This window comes from Acinetobacter brisouioides (genome assembly GCF_004331075.1).
GTDB lineage: Bacteria > Pseudomonadota > Gammaproteobacteria > Pseudomonadales > Moraxellaceae > Acinetobacter.
This window is the reverse complement of the sequence record NZ_SJNX01000001.1, coordinates 123,994-143,261: the sequence shown is the minus strand read 5'-3', so window position 1 is coordinate 143,261 and position 19,268 is coordinate 123,994. Positions and strand designations below refer to the sequence as shown.

Annotated in this window: 32 protein-coding genes and 1 tRNA gene; 26 read left to right on the top strand and 7 right to left on the bottom strand. The window is 41.1% G+C overall.

The window, feature by feature from the left end; genetic code table 11:
- Positions 1–17: 17 nt before the first annotated feature.
- Positions 18–94, top strand: a tRNA-Val gene (locus E0H77_RS00680).
- 139 nt (positions 95–233) lie between these two features.
- On the opposite strand, the gene E0H77_RS00675 is transcribed toward E0H77_RS00680, so the two are convergent.
- Genes E0H77_RS00675 through E0H77_RS00665 form a run of 3 tightly spaced genes read right to left on the bottom strand, consistent with a single transcriptional unit; the run spans position 234 to position 1,841 of the window.
- Positions 234–1,376, bottom strand: coding sequence for a tyrosine-type recombinase/integrase (locus tag E0H77_RS00675; RefSeq protein ID WP_131374196.1), 1,143 nt, complete (start codon positions 1,374–1,376; stop codon positions 234–236).
- A 1-nt stretch (position 1,377) separates the two neighbouring features.
- Positions 1,378–1,644, bottom strand: coding sequence for a hypothetical protein (locus E0H77_RS00670; RefSeq protein ID WP_131374194.1), 267 nt, complete (start codon positions 1,642–1,644; stop codon positions 1,378–1,380).
- Positions 1,641–1,841 carry a hypothetical protein gene (locus E0H77_RS00665; protein ID WP_131374193.1) on the bottom strand — a complete coding sequence of 67 codons (201 nt, stop codon included), beginning with the start codon at positions 1,839–1,841 and terminating at the stop codon, positions 1,641–1,643. Before E0H77_RS00665 ends, E0H77_RS00670 begins: the two co-directional genes overlap by 4 nt.
- Before the next feature lie 205 nt (positions 1,842–2,046).
- Between E0H77_RS00665 and E0H77_RS13710 the strand changes: the two genes are divergently transcribed.
- Entirely contained in the window at positions 2,047–2,214 is a 168-nt protein-coding gene (locus tag E0H77_RS13710) for a hypothetical protein (RefSeq protein ID WP_165491469.1), read from the top strand.
- Positions 2,215–2,219: 5 nt separating this feature from the next.
- On the opposite strand, the gene E0H77_RS00660 is transcribed toward E0H77_RS13710, so the two are convergent.
- On the bottom strand, positions 2,220–2,702 hold the full coding sequence (locus E0H77_RS00660; protein WP_131374191.1) for a hypothetical protein: 483 nt from the start codon (positions 2,700–2,702) through the stop codon (positions 2,220–2,222).
- Between the two features lie 94 nt (positions 2,703–2,796).
- Positions 2,797–3,453, bottom strand: a complete 657-nt coding sequence (locus E0H77_RS00655) for a LexA family protein (protein WP_131374189.1) — start codon at positions 3,451–3,453, stop codon at positions 2,797–2,799.
- A gap of 112 nt (positions 3,454–3,565) precedes the next feature.
- Here E0H77_RS00655 and E0H77_RS00650 point away from each other — a divergent pair, with 112 nt between their 5' ends.
- The 8 genes from E0H77_RS00650 to E0H77_RS00615 all read left to right on the top strand — a co-directional run bounded on the left by E0H77_RS00650 (position 3,566) and on the right by E0H77_RS00615 (position 7,578).
- On the top strand, positions 3,566–3,763 hold the full coding sequence (locus tag E0H77_RS00650; protein WP_131374186.1) for a helix-turn-helix domain-containing protein: 198 nt from the start codon (positions 3,566–3,568) through the stop codon (positions 3,761–3,763).
- A 136-nt stretch (positions 3,764–3,899) separates the two neighbouring features.
- Positions 3,900–4,352: a phage regulatory CII family protein gene (locus tag E0H77_RS00645; RefSeq protein WP_004901041.1), complete on the top strand. Its 453-nt coding sequence runs from the start codon at positions 3,900–3,902 to the stop codon at positions 4,350–4,352.
- Positions 4,334–4,639 (top strand): hypothetical protein, encoded by a 306-nt coding sequence (locus E0H77_RS00640; protein WP_131374184.1) that lies wholly within the window; start codon positions 4,334–4,336, stop codon positions 4,637–4,639. Before E0H77_RS00645 ends, E0H77_RS00640 begins: the two co-directional genes overlap by 19 nt.
- Entirely contained in the window at positions 4,636–5,580 is a 945-nt protein-coding gene (locus tag E0H77_RS00635) for a helix-turn-helix domain-containing protein (RefSeq protein ID WP_131374182.1), read from the top strand. Before E0H77_RS00640 ends, E0H77_RS00635 begins: the two co-directional genes overlap by 4 nt.
- Positions 5,577–6,005, top strand: coding sequence for a hypothetical protein (locus E0H77_RS00630; RefSeq protein ID WP_004901048.1), 429 nt, complete (start codon positions 5,577–5,579; stop codon positions 6,003–6,005). Before E0H77_RS00635 ends, E0H77_RS00630 begins: the two co-directional genes overlap by 4 nt.
- 97 nt (positions 6,006–6,102) lie before the next feature.
- Complete coding sequence (locus tag E0H77_RS00625; RefSeq protein ID WP_131374180.1) at positions 6,103–6,555, top strand: hypothetical protein; 453 nt, start codon at positions 6,103–6,105, stop codon at positions 6,553–6,555.
- Positions 6,548–7,030, top strand: a complete 483-nt coding sequence (locus E0H77_RS00620) for a RusA family crossover junction endodeoxyribonuclease (protein ID WP_131374178.1) — start codon at positions 6,548–6,550, stop codon at positions 7,028–7,030. Before E0H77_RS00625 ends, E0H77_RS00620 begins: the two co-directional genes overlap by 8 nt.
- An 11-nt stretch (positions 7,031–7,041) precedes the next feature.
- Positions 7,042–7,578, top strand: coding sequence for a hypothetical protein (locus E0H77_RS00615; protein ID WP_131374176.1), 537 nt, complete (start codon positions 7,042–7,044; stop codon positions 7,576–7,578).
- Between the two features lie 100 nt (positions 7,579–7,678).
- On the opposite strand, the gene E0H77_RS00610 is transcribed toward E0H77_RS00615, so the two are convergent.
- Positions 7,679–7,975 (bottom strand): hypothetical protein, encoded by a 297-nt coding sequence (locus E0H77_RS00610; protein ID WP_131374174.1) that lies wholly within the window; start codon positions 7,973–7,975, stop codon positions 7,679–7,681.
- 4 nt (positions 7,976–7,979) lie between these two features.
- Positions 7,980–8,171 (bottom strand): hypothetical protein, encoded by a 192-nt coding sequence (locus E0H77_RS00605; protein WP_131374172.1) that lies wholly within the window; start codon positions 8,169–8,171, stop codon positions 7,980–7,982.
- A gap of 301 nt (positions 8,172–8,472) precedes the next feature.
- Between E0H77_RS00605 and E0H77_RS00600 the strand changes: the two genes are divergently transcribed.
- The 16 genes from E0H77_RS00600 (at position 8,473) to E0H77_RS00535 (ending at position 19,191) form a co-directional block, all read left to right on the top strand.
- On the top strand, positions 8,473–8,769 hold the full coding sequence (locus tag E0H77_RS00600) for a hypothetical protein (RefSeq protein WP_131374170.1): 297 nt from the start codon (positions 8,473–8,475) through the stop codon (positions 8,767–8,769).
- Between the two features lie 169 nt (positions 8,770–8,938).
- Entirely contained in the window at positions 8,939–9,154 is a 216-nt protein-coding gene (locus E0H77_RS00595; RefSeq protein ID WP_131374168.1) for a hypothetical protein, read from the top strand.
- A gap of 11 nt (positions 9,155–9,165) precedes the next feature.
- A complete protein-coding gene (locus tag E0H77_RS00590) occupies positions 9,166–9,450 on the top strand; it encodes an HNH endonuclease (protein ID WP_131374166.1) in 285 nt (94 codons plus the stop codon).
- Between the two features lie 199 nt (positions 9,451–9,649).
- Positions 9,650–10,132, top strand: coding sequence for a terminase small subunit (locus E0H77_RS00585; protein ID WP_131374164.1), 483 nt, complete (start codon positions 9,650–9,652; stop codon positions 10,130–10,132).
- Positions 10,133–10,135: 3 nt separating this feature from the next.
- Positions 10,136–11,809 carry a terminase large subunit gene (locus E0H77_RS00580; protein WP_131374162.1) on the top strand — a complete coding sequence of 558 codons (1,674 nt, stop codon included), beginning with the start codon at positions 10,136–10,138 and terminating at the stop codon, positions 11,807–11,809.
- 55 nt (positions 11,810–11,864) lie between these two features.
- The gene (locus E0H77_RS00575; protein WP_131374160.1) at positions 11,865–12,452 is read left to right on the top strand and encodes an HK97 family phage prohead protease; all 588 of its coding nucleotides are present in this window, start codon (positions 11,865–11,867) and stop codon (positions 12,450–12,452) included.
- Positions 12,449–13,771 carry a phage major capsid protein gene (locus E0H77_RS00570; RefSeq protein WP_131374158.1) on the top strand — a complete coding sequence of 441 codons (1,323 nt, stop codon included), beginning with the start codon at positions 12,449–12,451 and terminating at the stop codon, positions 13,769–13,771. Before E0H77_RS00575 ends, E0H77_RS00570 begins: the two co-directional genes overlap by 4 nt.
- A gap of 89 nt (positions 13,772–13,860) precedes the next feature.
- Positions 13,861–14,028 (top strand): hypothetical protein, encoded by a 168-nt coding sequence (locus E0H77_RS13705; RefSeq protein WP_165491468.1) that lies wholly within the window; start codon positions 13,861–13,863, stop codon positions 14,026–14,028.
- Positions 14,029–14,039: 11 nt separating this feature from the next.
- Positions 14,040–15,476 carry a phage portal protein gene (locus E0H77_RS00565; protein WP_131374156.1) on the top strand — a complete coding sequence of 479 codons (1,437 nt, stop codon included), beginning with the start codon at positions 14,040–14,042 and terminating at the stop codon, positions 15,474–15,476.
- On the top strand, positions 15,476–15,787 hold the full coding sequence (locus E0H77_RS00560; protein ID WP_131374153.1) for a head-tail connector protein: 312 nt from the start codon (positions 15,476–15,478) through the stop codon (positions 15,785–15,787). The genes E0H77_RS00565 and E0H77_RS00560 overlap by 1 nt, the downstream gene beginning before the upstream one ends.
- An 8-nt stretch (positions 15,788–15,795) precedes the next feature.
- Entirely contained in the window at positions 15,796–16,149 is a 354-nt protein-coding gene (locus E0H77_RS00555) for a phage head closure protein (protein ID WP_131374151.1), read from the top strand.
- 7 nt (positions 16,150–16,156) lie between these two features.
- On the top strand, positions 16,157–16,621 hold the full coding sequence (locus E0H77_RS00550) for an HK97-gp10 family putative phage morphogenesis protein (RefSeq protein ID WP_131374149.1): 465 nt from the start codon (positions 16,157–16,159) through the stop codon (positions 16,619–16,621).
- On the top strand, positions 16,618–16,989 hold the full coding sequence (locus E0H77_RS00545) for a DUF3168 domain-containing protein (protein ID WP_131374147.1): 372 nt from the start codon (positions 16,618–16,620) through the stop codon (positions 16,987–16,989). Before E0H77_RS00550 ends, E0H77_RS00545 begins: the two co-directional genes overlap by 4 nt.
- Positions 16,990–17,112: 123 nt before the next feature.
- Complete coding sequence (locus E0H77_RS13700; protein ID WP_165491467.1) at positions 17,113–17,274, top strand: hypothetical protein; 162 nt, start codon at positions 17,113–17,115, stop codon at positions 17,272–17,274.
- A gap of 83 nt (positions 17,275–17,357) precedes the next feature.
- Complete coding sequence (locus E0H77_RS00540) at positions 17,358–18,737, top strand: HEPN domain-containing protein (RefSeq protein ID WP_131374145.1); 1,380 nt, start codon at positions 17,358–17,360, stop codon at positions 18,735–18,737.
- Between the two features lie 178 nt (positions 18,738–18,915).
- Positions 18,916–19,191 (top strand): helix-turn-helix domain-containing protein, encoded by a 276-nt coding sequence (locus E0H77_RS00535; protein ID WP_131374142.1) that lies wholly within the window; start codon positions 18,916–18,918, stop codon positions 19,189–19,191.
- Positions 19,192–19,268: the final 77 nt, after the last annotated feature.

The window sequence follows — 19,268 nt, the reverse complement described above, 5'->3', positions numbered from 1 at the left end:
TATGATACAGGCACTTTAGGCGTATAGCTCAGTTGGTTAGAGCGCTACGTTGACATCGTAGAGGTCTCCAGTTCGAGTCTGGATATGCCTACCAAAATTAGTTGAGAAATCAACATATTAAAGCCCACCTTAAACAGTGGGCTTTTTTATTAGGGGTATTTTCGGGGACTTTTCGGGGAATTATATAGAGTCCTCATGTGGAAAACTGCCGTATTTAAATTTAAAAACAATCATTAACGGTAGCTGATTTTCTCAGGTTTTGGCGCTTCATGACCTTCCAGATAATGATCTGTCATTTTCACTGTGGCGTGTCCAGCCAGTGCTTGCGCGTACTTTTTGCCATACTTCTGTGTAATGTTATAAATCCCTAAAGCACGTAAATCATGCAGCGATGGACGCTGATTCGGTTCAAGATGATCGTATGCACCCGACAGGTCACGGTACTTTTTAAACTGTTTTGTCAGGTGGTCTTCGGTGACGGCAAAGGCATGTAGTTTGACGTTTCGATTATGTTCGGTAATGCGCTCGGGTCGGGTGGCAATCAGAAACGGGCAGCGCAGCTTCATGGCATGTTCGATACATTCTAAAACCACATCCCGCAGTTCAGGGTGCATGTCCACTTCAATAAACACAGGCTTGTCGTAATTGAGCGATTTATGCTGCAACACGGTCATGGTGTTGTCTTTGATGTTAATGCTTGAGCGTTCCATCACCACCAGATCGGCGCGCCGTTGAATCGAATGCATTGCCAAATCAATCGCGAGTTTTAACCACGGAGGGCAGATTGCTTTAATGGCTTCGACAGATTCGTTGGAATGTCGGGTACGGTTTTTTTCTGGGCGAATCGGTTTTAAAGTTTTCTCGGCAATATTGTCTGCAGCCCAGCCATTTGCCACAAAATACTTCCAGATGTCGATAAGCTGAGAACGGTGTTTTTCTGCCTGAAAGTCGGTTTGTCGTTTTAAAAATTCAGACACCATGAGCAGGGTAATGTCACTGCAGTAGTGCTGATCCCACAGGTCATGATATTTGCCAATATTCGCCGTGATAATTTCCAGTGTGTTTTTGGCGTATTTCTTTTTGGGGAGGTGAATATTTTCGTATTCGGTAAGTGCCTGACCAAAGGTTGGCATGGTGGATTGTTTTTGTGCTTTTTCCACGGATGACAAGATTTTAGACACGATGTCTGGGTTACGCTCCAGTACGGCGTTTAGTGCCTGTGCTGCCTGACTGGCTTCGGCTTTGTCTTTGCCTAAAGATTTACGTTGTCCGTTTGGCAGTAGGTAGCGGTAATACACCGTTCCATTTGCTTTTTTATCAATTTCAACGTGGGGCGGTAAGTCCTGATACCCCACGCCACGACCACGAGGTGTCATGTTAAATCTCCGCTAAAATTCGGTCTGCAATGCTGTTGCCTGTTTTGGGTGGGGATTTTAGTTCGATTTTTGGCACTTCGGTTGAGTAAAACAGCGGCGCGCCCCAAGAGGTACACTCGACATACCACTGAGTCCCGATTTTCTTGCCGCTTAACCAGCCACGTTTTATATGGCTGATGAGGGTGTCACGGCAGGGGCGGGATTCTTCGTCTTGCCAGTAGCGCTGTGCAAATACGGTGAGTTTGAGGCGTTGAATGTTGGAGCTCATACCGCACCTCCAAGCATATACACCACTCCTGTAATGACTGCATAGCACAGCGTACCGATACTGGCAAACAGTGCAAGGTCTTTGGTGTTGGCCAGTACCACTTTTAGGCGGTTTGGGCGTTGTTCTTGTGCGGTGGGGTGTTGGTAGAGTCGTGCGGAGGTTGCGGGCATTTGACTCGGAATGTATTTTTGTTTCATACTTATCTCGCTATATGCAAAGCCCCGTCTCCGTCCAAAGTGAAGGGGCTTTTTTATTGGTAGTGAGATAAATATCGCATTTCCGATATAATAGGTCAATAGAAAACCTGATTTAAATATAGAAAAACCGATATTATTATTTTAGCTATGCTTTAATAGATGAAATAAAACCCGACACTGGGTCGGGTTGTTTGGGGTTTGTTAAATGAAAATAGCTTTAGGAATATCTTTTATATTTCAATTGATAGCCATTATTTCATATATTTTCATTTTTGATGTAGTAACCTATATTTCTGTGTTTTCTCTTTGGGTTGCATCTATTCTATTTGGTGTTGCTGTTAAGGAAATTCAGCAGGCCAAAAAATTAATGTAGAGTTGTTATTTTAGTATCGCAACTATACTAGCTGCGGCGGCAACAAACCCAAATAAAACAGCCATACAGGTTAGATAAAACATAGGATTAGTAGTCCAATGAGGCTTTGATGCTTCTTTTATTTGTCTAATTAACAGTTCATTGCTAATAAGATGAATGGTAGATTCCCTTATAGCGCCTTTGTGCCCTTCGCCACTTAACAACTTAAGTAGATCATCGCTACTCATTTCTTGAATTTGCGAAATACTTAATTCTAAAAAATTAAAGTCGATAGTCCCTATAGCTTTCTTTTTTACAGGTTCAGCTAATACATATGGTGAAATTTTTTGTCTGGGTTCTATTGAATCATTAAGTTTCTCTGAATCTGTTCCTGCTTTTGTTTTATCAGTTTTATTTTCATCTTCTTGAATTTTAAGTTTTTGAACTAAGTCCAGTGTTAAACGCCCAAGGTTATTAACTTCTTTGGGATTGTTTTTCTCATTACTCATTTATATTTTCCTATATAAACCAACAACTTTACCAACAAAACGACAACCTTCGGCTAGCTTAATAATTTTATCTGACTAATGTTGGCTTAAAGCATTAAACCTTTTTAGATCTTCTTTTTGCTTTGTAAATATATCTAATGCAATCAACAACCTGCCCAACAAAACTACATTGCTCATCAATTGGAATAATATTAGGTTTGAACTCAGGATTAAGTGCTTGTAAGTATTTAGTACCATCGGTTTCAATGACTAATTTCTTGAATGTAGCATCTTCGCCACGCCGTACAACAATCATGTCACCAGATAACATATCGTTATAGTAAACATCAGGGTCTACAAGAATATAGTCACCTTCCAGAAATTCAGGTTGATTGCTAATACCTTGGACTTTTAAGTAAAAACAATTTGTGCACTCTTCAGGAAGTGGTAGCCATTCTTCTACTTGCGATATGTCAACTGAGGCAACATTGGTGAATGTTCCAGCTTGCACCCAAGAAAGAACAGGAGCCATATGTGCTTTAATAGAAATCACATTTGATGATTCATTCTCATCAAAAATACCTTTCTTTAATTCTTCAGCAGTAATACCTAAAGCATTAGCTAGCTCTAAAATTGAGCCAGTCGACTTGGCATTGCCTGTCTCTAAATCTGAAATAACAGATTGTTTAACTCCAGACTTTTGAGCTAATTCCTTCTGAGTCATTTTTTTAGCTTTACGAATTTTCTTTAAATTCTCACCCAAAGTCGTCATGAGTTTTCCCTTCATTACTTCTATCGGAATTGTGATACATAATCCAATCGGTTTGGCTATTGTTTAAATATCGGAAAACCTATATATTTAGTTAAAAATATCGGAGATCCAAATGACCAAGTGGCAAACCATAATTTTGCAATTGAGAGCAAAAGGTATGACTCAAACGCAAATTGCTAGTGAAATTGGCTGTTCTCAAAACTACATCAGTAATTTGGAAAACGGTTTATGCGGTAAACGTCTTTCTCATGATTTTGGACAAAAACTCGAAGCACTACAGAAAAAGCATTCCGATTCTAAAGTTGCCTAATTCATGTCGATCTAATGCAACTCATAAGTAAACACCATAATTTCAGGATTCACATATGAGAGAAATAAAGCAAATCCGATCTACTAAAAATAGTAGTTCAACAGGTGTCTAAAAAACACGTTCAAAGGACACCACCATGAACATCCTAGATGCCGCATACGCAACCGTACACGACCACCACGGCGGCGCATCTGCCTTAGCTCCACGCCTAGGCATCAAAAGCCCCGCCGTACTCAACAGCAAGGTCAACCCAAATACGGAAACCCACCACCTGACATTGCTCGAGGCTTCAAAACTCATGGCACTGACAGGGGACTACCGCATATTGCAAACCCTTTGTGCCGAACACGGCAAAGCCGCCATAGATCTGCCCGACATTCCCGAAAGTCAGCGTGACCATAGCCTCATGGACACCTTTGTACGCATCGCCATCCAAAAGGGCAATGTCGCACAAACCTTCCACGACATGATGGCAGACGGACGCATCACCCACGGCGAAGCCCTCGACATGAGCAAAGTTATCCATGAACTCCATGTGCTACTCGGCACACTCGCTACACAGGTGCAGGCATGTATAGAGAAAAACTAAACCCACACAGCCTGACCGCGCAAAAACAACGTCAGGCCATCCAGACATGGTACGAACCCGCATTGCGCGTGTTGAACGAATTACTGGCAGAAGCACAACAGAACCTACGCCAACGGTGCTACAACGAAGCCAATGCCGCCGTACCACGCCAAAAATTTAAAGAACAACTCCAGCGCCGTTTTCGCATTCAGTGGGCGCTGATTAATGACATCGAAAAAAGCCTGCTCAATGCAGACAAAATCGAAATGATGGGCAGTTACATCAAGCCCAAGGCAGGTGAGCAATGAGTCTAGATGCAACCAACTGGGCATGGCGGATCAAATTTCCCGACCGTAAAGGCGGCAGCCTCAAACCCCTGAAAAAACTGGTACTGCTTTCACTGGCAGATCGGGCAGGTGAAGACCATACTTGCTACCCAAGCATGCAACGACTGGAACAGGACACAGGGCTAGACCGCAAAACCATTTTGAAAATTATTTCGGAGCTACTGGCGGATAACCTGATACAGGATACAGGCGAACGTAAAGGCGTGACCAAACGCGTTAAAGTCTACAAATTGCTTGGCGTTACAGGTCGGGAAACAGTACCAACAACGGAACCATTTAACAGCAAAAAACCGCCTGAAACAGTCCCATCAATGGAACAGTCCCAACAACGGAATGATTCCAACAATGGGATGTTGAATAGTCCCAACAGTGGTACTTTGAATAGTCCCAACAATGGGACACAGAATCTACCAAAGAATCTATCAGTAGAATCTAAAAATAAAAAAACGTGGTTGAGTTTGAAAAAACTTGGAGAAGAACTTGGTTTGATCACCGATGCAGAAACCATCGAGCAGATCAAAACCGCCAAGTGGTTCAAACGAGAGCAAAATGCATTTGAGCGCTACAATAGCGACAAGAACCTGTGTGATGACCTGATGCATTATCACTTTGCTGACTGGTTGCTGAATGCTCGTTTAAAATACCAAAGCAGAGGGCAACAACCTGCAGCACAAAACCAAACAGCGCAGACAGCAAAACCGAAAAAGCTCTCTGACAAACAAATCAACCTGTTCGCCCAAAAACTTGCACACCATCCCGAAGTATCGAGCAAGTTTGCCGAAGCAGGGGAAAGCTACGAGCAGCTTACGGCGCGCATCGCTGTAAAACTGAATCATCCTGAACAACGCAAAAAACTTGCGCCGTATCTGGCACAGGTGGGATTTGAGGGGGTAGTGGTATGAAGGCAAATACGTTTGTAAAAAAATACGGCTGGAGTGAAGCACAGGAGGTTGTGAAAAATGCACACTGGGACAACGCCTATAGCGATGGATCCTACTACTCGCATGTAGATTCGGAACACGATGTCTTGCTGAGTGATTTAAAACGCCTGGTTCAGTCGCATGAGATCATCGAAAAAGGTCAGGGTTTGGATGCTTGCAAAGACGTATTTTTATCGGTGGACAGTGACGAATCTGAATACATAAACCGATTAGGGGTTGAATACAAAAAATCATCTGGAGACCCTGACGATAAGGCTTTGATGCTTTGTGACGATGGGGCGTGGATTGATAGCTCGTATTTAAATTACCAACTGGACAGCGCTTACGGTTTTATCAATCTGAAACAACTCAAACAAGCCATCGCTGATGAGGAGTCCTGCTTATGACTCCGCGTGATTTTCTGATTTGTATGATTATTCTGATCATTTTTTGTTTGATTACAGGGGCATCAAGTTACAGCACAAATCATGCGTTGGGGTTTTTATGAGTCAGTTTGAATACTTAAGAGCATATACCCAAGCTGAACTAGATCAACAGGCTGTATGGGCAGAAGAGTTTGACCACTGGTGGGAGGATGAAGGGCAATATCATCGTGCTGGCGGTGGGCAATATGAAAGAACATTCGCTTGGTGGGCTTGGTTGAGTCGAGAGCAACAACATAAAGCCAAGATTGATGCAGCTCTACGAGAGTTAGGTGGAGCAATTCGTTTTGTTGAGGAAGACACCACTGATGATATTGATTTTATCAAAGGTGCAGTTTTGCATAGCTATAGAAGAATAGAGCAAGCACTTAAATGTGATGAGCCTAAAGAAGAACCTCAAGCCTGTGACCACATCATGGTTGAAAAAACACAATTTGGTGATTTAGAGCGTTCTTTCGAGTGCATTTTCTGCGATCACAAAACGACTGAAGAATGGGTGACAACGCATGAATAAACCGAACTGGGGCAATTATCGCCGTGCATTCGACAAACCGCAAACTGATAAAAAAACAATCAACAAAGACCCAGTACCAAAACTGCCATCGTATTTGGTCAAAGGCAAAACCTATGAATGCAGTGCAGGGGAATTGCTGAATTGCAGCATTGAGATTATACCGCCGTCGATCAACAACTATTGGCTAGACTCGGGTAAGGCATGTAAACGACTCAGCAAACGTGCCATTCATTTTGTGGAAGTGGTCAAACGCTTTGTGCAGCCAGTGAACTATGGCGGACATGTTCGGGTTGAGATCAACTACCACATGCCAGACAACAAGATCCGTGACATCGACAACATTCTAAAACCTTGCCTCGATGCCTTAACCAAATGCGGTTTGATTGCAGATGATTCGCAGGTGAAAAGTTTAACAGTGAATGCCCGTCCAGTTGTGAAAGGCGGGTTACTTGATATTTGTGTGATGAAGATTTGAGAGGGTGATGAATGAGTAAAATTACAAATATAGAATGGCTCAGCCAACACTTACATGGTGCAAAGTCAGTAAATTATGAACAGCAGAATTTTGGTGGTGGCGAGAAAGAGATCCCTGCATGGGAGTTGCGTTGCGCTTGCTTTGCCAAAATAGAAACAAAACTGGCCAAAGCTCTAGCATGTATATTGGTTTGGGGACATAAGGAAAAAGAGGCTTATTTATTTGTTCAGAGCTATTTGGCAAATATTATGATTCGGCAAGCTAATAAAATTGGATTAGAACCAAAGTATATTGAACTTGAACGCTTTGCTTATTTGGTTGCGCGTCTTGTGATTGATTTTGAGCTAGAGCCACAGCTTGGCGAGTTTTATACGAGTAAAGGGCGACTTTATTATGCGGGTATTTCTGCACATCAAATGACATACGATGCTTACCGAAAAACATGGCGTGATTTTGAAAGGCTTATGGAAGTGGCAATTACAAATGCACGATGGGAAGTTGAAAGCGCCGTGGCTCAATATCGTAAGGATCTGAAAGAGGTCGCTTGAAATCTGCTATTCCATTATTTTGGGAATACAGCTATAGTATTTATAAGATGGTCGTATTTTGGTTGTTAAGGCAATTAAAACACGACCATTTTTTTACAAATTATTTGCAGAACTTCGTCGTGACGTAATCAGTCAATTTAGCCATGGAGCGTTTAACAAACTCATCCTCTGTTTCGTTTGGTTTTGGTTCGCCAATAAGATTACTAATCTCACCTAAAGTTTGAGGTGATGTTAGATCACTGTTAACACTATCTTTAAATTCTTTAATTTCTTTTGGTCTACCTTTGAATCCCTCTAATTCCACTAATTGTTTTTCTGCTTCTGCACTTATCGGTACTAATGCAGTTGATGAATTACTTTGATTCATAAAGTCGAGGAAAGTAAATTTGTTAGACATAGTTTTAAGCCTTATTTTGTTTAGTTTGTTGATCTGGATTTTGATTTTTTTGATGTGCTTGATAATATGCTCTAACTATCTTTTCATAAGCTTCCATAATCATTTGAATAATGACTTGTTTTGTTTCATCAGGAAGTTTTTCCCAAAACTGAAATAATTTATTCATCAAGTTAATAAAAATGTTTTTTAATCCCATCGAGTAGCCTCATAGTGGAGAGTTATTGTTCTGTTAAATCTTAGTATGGTTACGTAGGCAAAGCTATATTGTAATTAACGATCTCCTTATTTAGTTTTTTTATTCTCATTCGCTGAACGGATTACGGCACTTAAGACCGCGCTGCTTGAGAGAGTTGGTGCGGTTTTTCTTTTTTATCTCACTATTTTTGGAAAGCGTCTGATATGGATTTTTAAGTATTTTTTAACAAAAATGTGATACAGTTGGCAAAATAGTAAACATTAAAGTTTATTGGTTAATAATAAAAATTGTAGAAAAATGTATGTTGAAAATAGAAAAACTAATCTTCAAACATGAAGAAGATGAAATTGAAATCACTATAGAAGAGCGTGAAAATCAAAACTTAGATATATGTGCTGAGGTTGATTGGTATTCGCTTAAATCTACTGTTCAATTGAATGCAGTTTTGGGGGAAGTTCAACGAATTCATAATAATTTAAAGCACCATTTCAATAATTTAGGCCCATTAATTGAAATTGAATGTGAGGGTGCAGAAGAAGTTATAAAAATAGCAGATATGCAAACAGCCTTTCCAAATACTCCAGTAAAACGAATTTAAATGTTTTAACCACCTTCGGGTGGTTTTTTAATTCTCCTTAGCCGAACGGATTACGGCACATAAGACCGCACTTAACTTGAAAAAGTTAGTGCGGTTTTTCTTTTTTATTCTGAGGTGTTTATGTCCTGCAAAGGCTGTGACGAACGCCGTCAAAAACTAAAGGCAATGTATGAGTACAGCAAACAATGACTGCAACTTGCAATCGATTGTCTTGCAACTGTTACAGCAGAACAACCTGTTGACGGAACAGACTAATCAACTGATTCAGCAGAACAACCAACTCATTCAAATCAATAGTGATCAAACTGCACAGCTTCGCATGCTGCTCGATGAGATCACTGGTGATGATGATGAACCACAGTGCCGTAACTTGGATGATGACTAGGGTTTTAGCTAATGAAGTTACAAACACTGAATCCAAGACTACAGCCGCGCCGTATGCAGAGTGAGCCTAAAAAGAATTGGGGCAAAGGTCGAGGTGGCAGACCATGGCGCAGACTCAAAGAAAGCATTCATGCGCGTGATGGTTATGCCTGTCAAATCTGTGGTCGAGTCACACATGAGTTGGAATGTGACCACAAGGTCAACACGGCGCAAGGTGGGACAGATGACCCAAGTAATCTTTGGTCACTGTGTATTGAATGTCATAAGCAGAAGACATTCAAGGAAAGTAGGCTGTAAATGACGGTAAATCAATGAAAGAAGATGCTTATCGCCGTCGATGGTGGGGGGAGGAGAAATTTAAAAATTTAAAATCCATCGGACACCGCACCCTATCCCATTCATAAAAAAATTTCCCATTTCAGCGGAGTTAACTTTTTGCAGTTAACTCGTTGGAGTTAAAAAGTTAAAAACAGTTAATTTAGTTAAAGGTCGAGCAATGGCTATCAATGAGAAAATGAAAAAATTTGCTCATGCCATTGTTGATGGTGCGAGTAATAAAGACGCTGCAATTTCAGCAGGTTACCCAGAAAAAACAGCAGCGCAACAAGGTTCAAAATTAAAAAAACATCACGAAATTATTGTCCTGATTGAAAAGTTAAAGGCTGATAAAGAAGGTCGCTCTTTAACTAAAACTGAAGTTAAAAAAGTTAAAGAAGTTAACTCGAGTAATACGGAACAGGATTTGGATGCCCCACCTGATGATCCGTATTCGCAGGATGACCCTTTGGAGTTTTTGATTGATGTTATGAACAACGCTGGCAATGATATGTTTTTGCGTTTCAATGCTGCAAAAGCAGCACTTCCATACATCCATGGCAAGGTTGCAGAAAAAGGCAAGAAACAAACCAAAGAAGAGGAAGCCAAGAAAGCCAGTAATTCTGGGAAATTTGGCACTTTGAATAGTCAGCTACCGAGTTAAACCATGTCTTCAATGTCACCAGTCTGGACGACGGCTTGCCCAGATTGGGCGACACGTATCGTCAATAAAGAATCTTTAATGCCATGTGAGCCACTCTTTCCTCAGGTGGCAGACGTTGCAGAGCGGATTTTTAAAGAACTGATTCTTGTGGATGTTATGGATAGCCCAAAAATGGGCGATGTCACATTGCCATGGGTAATTGAGTTTGTACGGGCGATCTTTGGAGCATATAACCCGAGCACAAAACGCCGTTTGATTCGTGAGTTTTTTCTTTTAATTTCTAAGAAAAATACCAAATCCACGATTGCTGCTGGTGTGATGCTGGTTGCCCTGCTTTTGAATGATAGACTTTCAGCGGAGCTGATCATCCTCGCACCGACGAAGGAAGTTGCAGACAACAGTTTTAATCCGATTCGTGACTTTATTCGTGCTGATGAAGAACTCAGCGCGATGATTAATATTTCTGAACATACCAAGACAGTGACTCACCTCGGTACTGGTGCAACGCTTAAGGTGATTGCTGCGGAAAGTAATGCAGCTGCAGGTAAGAAAGCATCCATCATCTTGATTGATGAGGTTTGGCTGTTTGGTAAACGTGCCAATGCTGAATCTATGTTTCGTGAAGCCAAAGGTGGTTTGGCCAGCCGCCCAGAAGGCTGTGTAATTTATCTGTCTACCATGTCAGATGAAATGCCATGTGGGGTATTCAAGCAGCTTGTGGACTATGCCCGTGATGTTCAGGATGGCATTAAAGAAGACAAGGCATTTCTTCCGCTGATCTATGAATTTCCAAAACAGCTCATTGAAGACGGTGAACATTTAAAGCCTGAAAATTTCTATATTACTAATCCAAACTTAGGCGCATCGGTTGATCTTGAATATCTGATTTCAGAGTTCAACAAGGTCAAAGATGCAGGTGAGGAATCATTACGAGATTTTCTGGCCAAACACTTGAACATCGAAATTGGCTTGAATCTACGTGCCAATCGCTGGGCAGGTGCAGAGTTTTGGTTGCAACAAGCACGAAAGATCACACTGGATGACATCATTGAACAATCAGACGTGCTTGAAATTGGCGGTGATGGTGGTGGTTTGGATGACTTACTTGGTTTTGCTGTTCTAGGTCGGCATAAAACGACACGGGAATGGTTGCTCTACAATCGTGCCTGGTGTCACCAAATCGTGCTTGAGCGTCGTAAATCAGAAGCTCCCAAGCTACTAGACTTTGTTAAAGAAGGTAGTTTGACAATTTATGAAAATGTTGGGGATGACATTACTGAGCTATCCGTAATTGCCAAGAAAGTTTATGACAGTGGAAAGCTAGATAAAGTCGGGCTAGATCCGTTGATGCTTGGCGGGTTACTGGATGGGTTGCTCGATGTGGGGATTCCACAGGAGCAAATCATTGGCATCCCTCAAGGTTATAAGCTCGCGGGGTATTTACAGACCTTAGAACGTAAATTGGCTGGTCGTGAACTCTGGCACCAAGGTTTGGCATTGATGACATGGGTTGCTGGCAATGCCCGAATCGTGATGAAAGGCAATGGAATTATGGTCAGCAAACAGGAAAGTGGTGTTGCCAAGATTGACCCATTGATTGCTTCACTGAATGCCACAGCATTAATGAGCATGAACCCTGAGCCTGCCAAGAAAGACTACAACATTTATTTTTTCTAAATTTATTTCATTTTACAGCTCGCTTTATGCGGGCTTTTTTATTTTTGGAGGAGCGATGACTGCTCTATATAAAGCCTTTGACTTTGAAATGAAGAATTTCGATGAAGCCAAGCGCACATTTAGTGGAATTGCCAGCACCCCAAATCAGGACCGTGTAAAGGACATTATGGTCTCAACAGGTGCGTCATTTTCCTTGCCGATGCCATTACTTTTTCATCATGACCCCACCAAATCGATTGGGCATGTCACCAGTGCCAAAGTCACTGATGCAGGGATTGAAGTAGAAATTCATATTCCAGAGATTCAGGAAGATGGTGACTTAAAACGAGAAGTCGACAAAGCCTTTCAATCACTGAAATACAAACTGGTTAAAGGGTTATCGGTCGGTTTTATCCCGAATTGGGATGAAGCCGAGATGATTAAAGGCGGTGGCGTGCAGTTTAACCGTTGGGAATGGTACGAACTGAGTCTTGTCACTATTCCTTGTAACCGTGAATCCGAAGCAGACTTCTCCAAAGCATTTGAGGAACACCAAGCCGCGTTGGGCAAAAAACCTCAGACCGTTCCAGATGGCGATGCATCTGAACAAAAACATGTTGTTGTCAAATTAGGAAGCCCAACGAAGGGCGGAGTGAAACTATGAAAGAATATTTAGCGAAGTTGCTCAAAGCATTGTCAGAAAAGAACCAAGCAATGCAAGCAGCGCTATCCAAATCGGCAGAAGCAGGCACAACCCCTGATGAAGCAACCGAAGCAGAAATCAAACAGCTTGAAGCTGAAATTGATGCCATTCAAAAGAACATTGCTCGTGTACAAACGCAAATTGTTGAAATTGAAAAAGCAGCCAAAACAGCCACGCCTGCTGCAGGTGAAAATCCTCAGCAGGCAAAAAAATCTGCTGAAGGCGATCCAAATCCTGCTGCACCTGCCACTGTGATTGAAACATTGCCTAAAGGGATCGGATTTGCTCAGTTTGTGCGTGCAAAAATGCTGGCTGCCCATGAAGCTAAAAAAGGCAATATGGTTACTCCTGTGCAAGCTGCTAAAAACTTGGGTTATGGGGAAAGTGTGATTCAGTTTGTGGAAAAGGCAACACTGGGTACTACAACAGATGCAGGCTTTGGTGCACCATTGGTTGAAACCAGTACTTATACAGGGGACTTTATCGAACTGCTGCGTAATGCCACAGTGTTTGACAAGTTAAAAGGCTATCGCTCAGTACCATTTAACGTAAAAATCAAAGGTCAGGCAACAGGTGGCACGGCTGCATGGGTGGGTGAGTCTCAGCCTAAACCGTTAACCAATCCGACATTTGAAAGTGTTGAAATCAAAGAGCATAAACTTGCTGCGATTACGGTCTATACACAAGAGCTATTGCGCCGTGCAGACCCTGCAATTGATAAATTGGTTTTGGATGATTTGATCGCAGCATCGGCTGAACTGGTCGATAACACATTCTTGGGTGCAGGTGCGGGTACGGATGTTGTTCCAGCAGGCATTTTAAATGGTGTAACTGCTGTGCCAAGCTCTGGAACAACGGCAGCAGACTATGAAAAGGACTTAATGAGCCTGATCACAATTTTTGTGGAAGCTAATCTATCGACAGACAACGCATATTTCCTCATGTCTGAAACTCGTGCCATGCAATTGGCTTTACTTCGTGATGCTTTGGGCAACACCTACTTCACAGGGATGTCATTTGCAGGTGCAGCACGTAGCTTGTTGGGTATTCCTGTAATTACCTCTCAAGCAGTCGGTTCCAAAATTGAATTGGTGAAAATGAGCGAAATCTTGGTTGCTCAAGATGGTGGGGTTGATGTGTCATATAGCGACCAAGCCACCTTGGTAGATGGCACAACCACATACAACTTATGGCAGAACAATGAGTTTGCCATCCGTGTTGAAAAGTTCATTACATGGGCAAAACGCCGTGCGATTGCCAGTGCTTATATTCAGTACTAAGCCACGTAAGTAGATCAAAACAGCTCCTTAATTGGGGCTGTTTTCATATCTGAGCAATGAAAATTGATTGTTGAGCTATGGGAGCAATGATGAAAATTGAATACTTAAAAGTGATGCATGATGCCAATGTGGGTGATGTCAAAGATGTTGAGGATTTTGCTGCCAATGTTTTGATTAAAACAGGGGTTGCAAAGCCATGTGATGAACCTAAAAAAGCATCTTCTAAAGCCAAAAAAGAAGAGAACCCAAGTAAATAAAGGCGGTAAAAATGGGCATTTTTGATCAGTTATTCAAACGAAAAAGCTACCAAACTGCCCGAAATGCAGGAACTTGGAATAGTTTTTTTGTGCAAGAGCCATTTTCAGGGGCTTGGCAGCAAAATAAAGAAATTACCCGTGAGGATATGACCGCATTTTATGCAGTATTTGCCTGTGTTGGTCTAATTTCTAAAGATATTGGCAAGATGCCGATTATGCTGAAGAAGAAACAGCAGGGTGTTTTGGTGGATGCATTGACCCCAAAACAACTGATTCGGGTCTTTAAAAAGCCAAACCATTACCAGAACTGGCAGCAATTCAATGAGCAATGGACACAAAGCCTGCTGTTACGGGGTAATACTTATGTGTTCAAGGTGAAGGATGCTTTTGGTGAAATCTATCGACTTGTGATTCTAAATCCTGATTTGGTCACAACTTTGGTAGACGATAACGGCAATGTGTTTTACCAGTTGAGTAATGATCGGCTGACTCAAACTGAAAATGTGATTATCCCAGCGTCTGAAATTATCCATGACCGTATTAATGCCCTTTATCATCCACTAGTGGGCTTAACCCCAATCATGGCATGTGCTTTGGCTTCGGAGCAGGGCATTTCGATTTTACGAAATTCCAAAAATTTCTTTGCGAATGGATCGAGACCAGGCGGTGTTATTGAAGTACCTGGTGCAGTAGATGCGGATAAAGCAAAGGATATTAAAACCAAATGGGATGCCAATTATGGTGGGGCGAATGTTGGTAAGACAGGCTTATTATCGGATGGGGCGAAATATACCAGCATTGGGATGAAAGCTACCGACAGCCAGCTGGTTGAGCAGTTAAACACGGCGCGTATCGTCTGTACGGCTTTTAATGTTCCACCATTTAAAATTGGGATTACTGAAGTTCAGGGAGCAACTAAGGTTTCCGATCTGAACGAAATCTATTATTCAGATTGTTTGCAGTCTTACATCGAAGCCCGTGAAAACCTGCTAGATGATGGATTGGGTTTGGTTGATTTAGGCGTGGAAGCTTTTCTTGATCTTGATGTACTGATTCGCATGGATTCATCGAGCAAGATTGCCTATTACAAAGAAGGGATTGGCGCAGGGATCTTCTCACCCAATGAAGCACGTCAGAAACTGGGTTATTTGCCTGTCAAAGGTGGGGATTCTCCACTAATTCAGCAGCAAAACTACTCACTGGAAGCTTTGGCCAAACGTGATGCGAAAGATGATCCTTTTAGTACAAGTTCATCCAATATACCAGCACCACAAACTGATGCAAATAAGTCCTTTGAAACCTTATATCAAGGCGTATTTTCGGATGAGGAAAGCTATAAAAAAGGCATATTTGTGACCTTTAAAGGCTCACTTTGGCACTGTGAAAAGGACCATCAGGGAGAATTTAGTCATGAATCATTCAAGTTGTGTGTAAAAGGGGCGAAATAATGGCAATTACAACCTTAGAACTGGTTAAACAGCATTTACGTTATGACTCGGATGATCAAGATGAACTTTTAGATGTCTACCGACAAGCCGCAGAATCTGCGGTTTTTTCTTATGTTACAGATACATTTTCCGCAGATGCAAACACGGGGATGATGACATACCCAGCGCAATTCACACAGGCAGTCTTGTTATTGTGTGGTTATTACGACAATTACCGCAATATTGAGGGGGAAATGCCTAGTGATGGTAACTACTTGCCGCCACCTGTGAGGGCTTTGCTCTATCCATTTCGTAGTCCGACTGTGGTGTGAGGTGATTGATGAAAGCATCGAACTTAAAACACCGCATCACCATCCAATATGAAGAAGTGGCAGGGCAAGACCCTAGAACAGGCAAGCAAATCAGTCAGTGGAAAGACCTTGCAACGCTTTGGGCAGAGGTCACCGATCTTTCTACCAAAGATCAGATTGCAGCCAAGGCAGCTCAAAGTACGATTCAGGCGCGGGCAAAGATTCGTTATAGCCAAACCGCCAAGAAAATTACCTCCTCGATGCGGGTGAAGTTTGAGGGCTATTACTATCGTATTGATGGTAACCCGATGGCAGACTCTGATAGTCGCCGTGAATATTTGACCTTGAACCTTGCAACAGGGGAAAAAGTGTGGAATCCGTGAGGTGCTTATGGCACGTATCCAAGGTTTAGAGCAGTTACAGCAGAAACTTCGTGCCATTGGCAAGAAAAGTACCATTAAACGGATTACGCGAAAGGCGGCACGGCAAGCCATGAACATTGCCCGTGATGCTGCACGTGCCAATGCCAAGGCGCTGGATGACCCGATTACCAAAGAGAAAATCTGGAAGAACATTGTCACTCAGACAGGTAAAACCGGTAATTCCAATGAAATCCGTATGCGAGTCGGTGTACGTGGTGGGGCTGCACAGAATAAATATACGGATAAAACTGCTTTATCAGGTTTACCAGGTGGCATTACCACGTATTGGCGTTATATCGAGTTTGGGACCAGTGAAATTGCAGCGCAACCCTTTATGCGTCCTGCATTGTCTAAAAATGTGGGGCAGATTACCGACAAGTTTGTTTCTGTATTCTCTGCAGAAATTAATATCATTTTAGGAGGCTTATCATGATTGATTTGCCTATTTTTTCGGTACTCAAAGCCAATACTGCCGTAGTTTCCTTGCTTGAGAGTAATGGAATTTTGCGTGCATACAGTTTCGGACTTGCCCCTGACAATCCGCAACCGCCGTATGTGACATGGCAAATTGTGGGTGGTGATTCATACAATGAGCTTGATGATGTCCCAAGTTGTGACCGTGTGGATGTGCAGATTGATGTGTATGCCACAGATGATGATGTGGTGAGTGGCGTTGCCAAGGCGGTGCGAAATGCGATTGAGACAGAGTGTTATGTCACTCGCTATGGCAACCAAGATAAAGACCCTGTGACGGGCATGCCGCATTACAGTTTTGATGTCAGTTGGCATGTGAATCGGTAAGTTTAGAAGAAAGACAGACCTCGCAATGGCGAGGTTTTTTTATATCAAAAGCAAAAAGCCAAGAATTGCAGTTCTTGGCTTTTTTGTGTTCACCACTTAGCACAATTAAGAGGAAAACCATAAGTGAATTTTAACATTGGAGAATGGATAGTGAAAGCACTCGAACTTCTGCAAGTCCATAAATCTGTAAGGGTATTTTGCTACTGGGTTTTATTTGTTGTGGCGTTGTTTGCCTTAGCTCCGATTATCGCTTCAGTTGCAAAGTTGGTTGAAGTGATTCGGTAGGGTGGTCAAATGAAACTTTGATATGTGAATTGGTAATTTAAATATGCTATAAATTTGATTTTAGCTCCAAGTGTATAATTTATATGAAATTGAAAGAGATGTTTAATGAACTTATAGAAGAATTAGAAAAAGATAACTCAAATGAGGGTTTTGACTTTCAAAATAATTTTATGGGTATGACTAGTTCAGATAATGGTCATCATCTTGTTTATGGTAAAAGAGCATCTCAGCTTTTTACTGATTTTTCATCAATCATCTATAAAAATTGTGATAAAAAAGATAAAGTTGAATCAAGCGTGTTTAGACAGATTGTTATTAACAAAATAGTAAATATTATAACTGACAAAGATTTTTCAAATGAAAATCCTAAAGTAAATATTAGGCTCATTAAGTCAGAAGTTGAGGCACATTTCAATCAACTACAAAATAGAATTTATCATTTCCCTGCATCTACACTAGATTTTAATACAAAAAAACCAATTAATTTAGGTGATGTCAAAATATCTAGTATTACAGATTGGTTGAATACAGTAGATTTTTCCCCTGAAATTAAGAAGATGTATTCATCTTCAAGAAATAATGAAAATTGGAAGACTGATGTTGTTGAGTGTTTACAGAAAAAATTACCTGAAAATGAAATTGATGGTCTTGCTGAAGCTGTGTACCGCACAGTTAAAAACTCAAATTCAATGATTTCAATTGAGATAATTGGTTATGAAGAAAGGCTTTCTGAAAAATTAGCAAAACAAATATGCAAAACGGCACTTGATATGATTTCTCTACTTTTGGGAGGTCAGCGTTTTTTTTATAACAATGTACTTCAATTGGAAAGATTGCCATCTTTAAAATATGGTGATTTTACCGTAACAAATGGTTATTTAAATTTACCATCATCTGGTTTGAGTAAAGTATTTCTGCCACCGTTAGATGAAGTGCAATATGAAGATATTGATCAAAAAATATTACGAATGCAGTTTCCATATTCCTTTGTAATAAGGGGGTTAGTTGATCCAGCATATGTGAGTTGCCCAAATTTAGTTAGTAGATGGTGCTTTGCTCTTAATTGGTATGCGGAAGGAATGAGAGAATCAAATGACGCAATTGCTGTAGCAAAGCTTGCTAGTTGTTTAGATACATTAAGTTCTAGTGGTAAATCTGTGGGTATCAAAGAATTACTTTGTAATATCTATAATTGTAAAGATGAATATATCCTTTTTGATAAAGATGGGCTTGAACCAGTAACTGTACATTCTTTTGTTAAGCGATTTTATGAAGAAGGGCGGTCTAGAATATTACATGGCACATTAAAGAATATGTTGGAATCCTTTGAATTTGGGGTTGATAGAAATAGATTGGCAGAAGTTGCAAGATGGGTTCTTTTGGAATTAGTAAATAGACTATGTAGATATAAAGGCAAAGATGATGATATAGCATTTAGAGATATGCAATATGGTGATGAATAAAGCATCTTAGGGTGCTTTTTTATAAACAGATATAAATATTTACCAATAAAAATTATAGTTTTATCTATAATTTGCTTATAAATTTAGCATTTGCTAAATAAAATTATCATTTTGCTTATAAAATTATCGCAGACGCGATAATTTTATAAATGTATTTATATTTGGAACTTTGGTCTGTATGCCTGAACTACACGACACTCAACGTATGACACCTGAACAGTTACGTTTAGCAGGGACTTTGCTATTTGGGCAAAGTTGGCAAACTGACTTTGCTCGAGCTGTTGATGTTGACCCTAGACGTGTTAGACAGTGGTTGTCAGGTGATAGACCAATTCCAGTTGGGCTGTGGTTAGAAATTATTGAGCTATTGAAACAGAATAGTCGAGATACAGCGAATTACGCTCAACGATTGCAAGAGAATTATGATTCAATCAAAGATCAAATTTCAGAGTAAACGCCTAAATATTGACATGTACCTAAAAAAAGGTACATTATTGCAATAGGTAAGCATGCCCATAAGGGGCGGCTCAT

What these genes read in the sequence shown, in the direction of transcription:
- E0H77_RS00595 (WP_131374168.1), top strand. Translation starts at nt 8,939, where the DNA reads ATGAGTACAGCAAACAATGACTGCAACTTGCAATCGATTGTCTTGCAA.
- E0H77_RS00580 (WP_131374162.1), top strand. Translation starts at nt 10,136, where the DNA reads ATGTCTTCAATGTCACCAGTCTGGACGACGGCTTGCCCAGATTGGGCG.
- E0H77_RS00645 (WP_004901041.1), top strand. Translation starts at nt 3,900, where the DNA reads ATGAACATCCTAGATGCCGCATACGCAACCGTACACGACCACCACGGC.
- E0H77_RS00535 (WP_131374142.1), top strand. Translation starts at nt 18,916, where the DNA reads ATGCCTGAACTACACGACACTCAACGTATGACACCTGAACAGTTACGT.
- E0H77_RS00620 (WP_131374178.1), top strand. Translation starts at nt 6,548, where the DNA reads ATGAATAAACCGAACTGGGGCAATTATCGCCGTGCATTCGACAAACCG.
- E0H77_RS00605 (WP_131374172.1), bottom strand. Translation starts at nt 8,171, where the DNA reads ATGGGATTAAAAAACATTTTTATTAACTTGATGAATAAATTATTTCAG.
- E0H77_RS00655 (WP_131374189.1), bottom strand. Translation starts at nt 3,453, where the DNA reads ATGACGACTTTGGGTGAGAATTTAAAGAAAATTCGTAAAGCTAAAAAA.
- E0H77_RS00550 (WP_131374149.1), top strand. Translation starts at nt 16,157, where the DNA reads ATGGCACGTATCCAAGGTTTAGAGCAGTTACAGCAGAAACTTCGTGCC.
- E0H77_RS00540 (WP_131374145.1), top strand. Translation starts at nt 17,358, where the DNA reads ATGAAATTGAAAGAGATGTTTAATGAACTTATAGAAGAATTAGAAAAA.
- E0H77_RS13705 (WP_165491468.1), top strand. Translation starts at nt 13,861, where the DNA reads ATGAAAATTGAATACTTAAAAGTGATGCATGATGCCAATGTGGGTGAT.
- E0H77_RS00635 (WP_131374182.1), top strand. Translation starts at nt 4,636, where the DNA reads ATGAGTCTAGATGCAACCAACTGGGCATGGCGGATCAAATTTCCCGAC.
- E0H77_RS13710 (WP_165491469.1), top strand. Translation starts at nt 2,047, where the DNA reads ATGAAAATAGCTTTAGGAATATCTTTTATATTTCAATTGATAGCCATT.
- E0H77_RS00585 (WP_131374164.1), top strand. Translation starts at nt 9,650, where the DNA reads ATGGCTATCAATGAGAAAATGAAAAAATTTGCTCATGCCATTGTTGAT.
- E0H77_RS00590 (WP_131374166.1), top strand. Translation starts at nt 9,166, where the DNA reads ATGAAGTTACAAACACTGAATCCAAGACTACAGCCGCGCCGTATGCAG.
- E0H77_RS00640 (WP_131374184.1), top strand. Translation starts at nt 4,334, where the DNA reads ATGTATAGAGAAAAACTAAACCCACACAGCCTGACCGCGCAAAAACAA.
- E0H77_RS00675 (WP_131374196.1), bottom strand. Translation starts at nt 1,376, where the DNA reads ATGACACCTCGTGGTCGTGGCGTGGGGTATCAGGACTTACCGCCCCAC.
- E0H77_RS00625 (WP_131374180.1), top strand. Translation starts at nt 6,103, where the DNA reads ATGAGTCAGTTTGAATACTTAAGAGCATATACCCAAGCTGAACTAGAT.
- E0H77_RS00665 (WP_131374193.1), bottom strand. Translation starts at nt 1,841, where the DNA reads ATGAAACAAAAATACATTCCGAGTCAAATGCCCGCAACCTCCGCACGA.
- E0H77_RS00615 (WP_131374176.1), top strand. Translation starts at nt 7,042, where the DNA reads ATGAGTAAAATTACAAATATAGAATGGCTCAGCCAACACTTACATGGT.
- E0H77_RS00555 (WP_131374151.1), top strand. Translation starts at nt 15,796, where the DNA reads ATGAAAGCATCGAACTTAAAACACCGCATCACCATCCAATATGAAGAA.
- E0H77_RS00660 (WP_131374191.1), bottom strand. Translation starts at nt 2,702, where the DNA reads ATGAGTAATGAGAAAAACAATCCCAAAGAAGTTAATAACCTTGGGCGT.
- E0H77_RS00560 (WP_131374153.1), top strand. Translation starts at nt 15,476, where the DNA reads ATGGCAATTACAACCTTAGAACTGGTTAAACAGCATTTACGTTATGAC.
- E0H77_RS00575 (WP_131374160.1), top strand. Translation starts at nt 11,865, where the DNA reads ATGACTGCTCTATATAAAGCCTTTGACTTTGAAATGAAGAATTTCGAT.
- E0H77_RS00545 (WP_131374147.1), top strand. Translation starts at nt 16,618, where the DNA reads ATGATTGATTTGCCTATTTTTTCGGTACTCAAAGCCAATACTGCCGTA.
- E0H77_RS00630 (WP_004901048.1), top strand. Translation starts at nt 5,577, where the DNA reads ATGAAGGCAAATACGTTTGTAAAAAAATACGGCTGGAGTGAAGCACAG.
- E0H77_RS00670 (WP_131374194.1), bottom strand. Translation starts at nt 1,644, where the DNA reads ATGAGCTCCAACATTCAACGCCTCAAACTCACCGTATTTGCACAGCGC.
- E0H77_RS00650 (WP_131374186.1), top strand. Translation starts at nt 3,566, where the DNA reads ATGACCAAGTGGCAAACCATAATTTTGCAATTGAGAGCAAAAGGTATG.
- E0H77_RS00565 (WP_131374156.1), top strand. Translation starts at nt 14,040, where the DNA reads ATGGGCATTTTTGATCAGTTATTCAAACGAAAAAGCTACCAAACTGCC.
- E0H77_RS00610 (WP_131374174.1), bottom strand. Translation starts at nt 7,975, where the DNA reads ATGTCTAACAAATTTACTTTCCTCGACTTTATGAATCAAAGTAATTCA.
- E0H77_RS00570 (WP_131374158.1), top strand. Translation starts at nt 12,449, where the DNA reads ATGAAAGAATATTTAGCGAAGTTGCTCAAAGCATTGTCAGAAAAGAAC.
- E0H77_RS00600 (WP_131374170.1), top strand. Translation starts at nt 8,473, where the DNA reads ATGTTGAAAATAGAAAAACTAATCTTCAAACATGAAGAAGATGAAATT.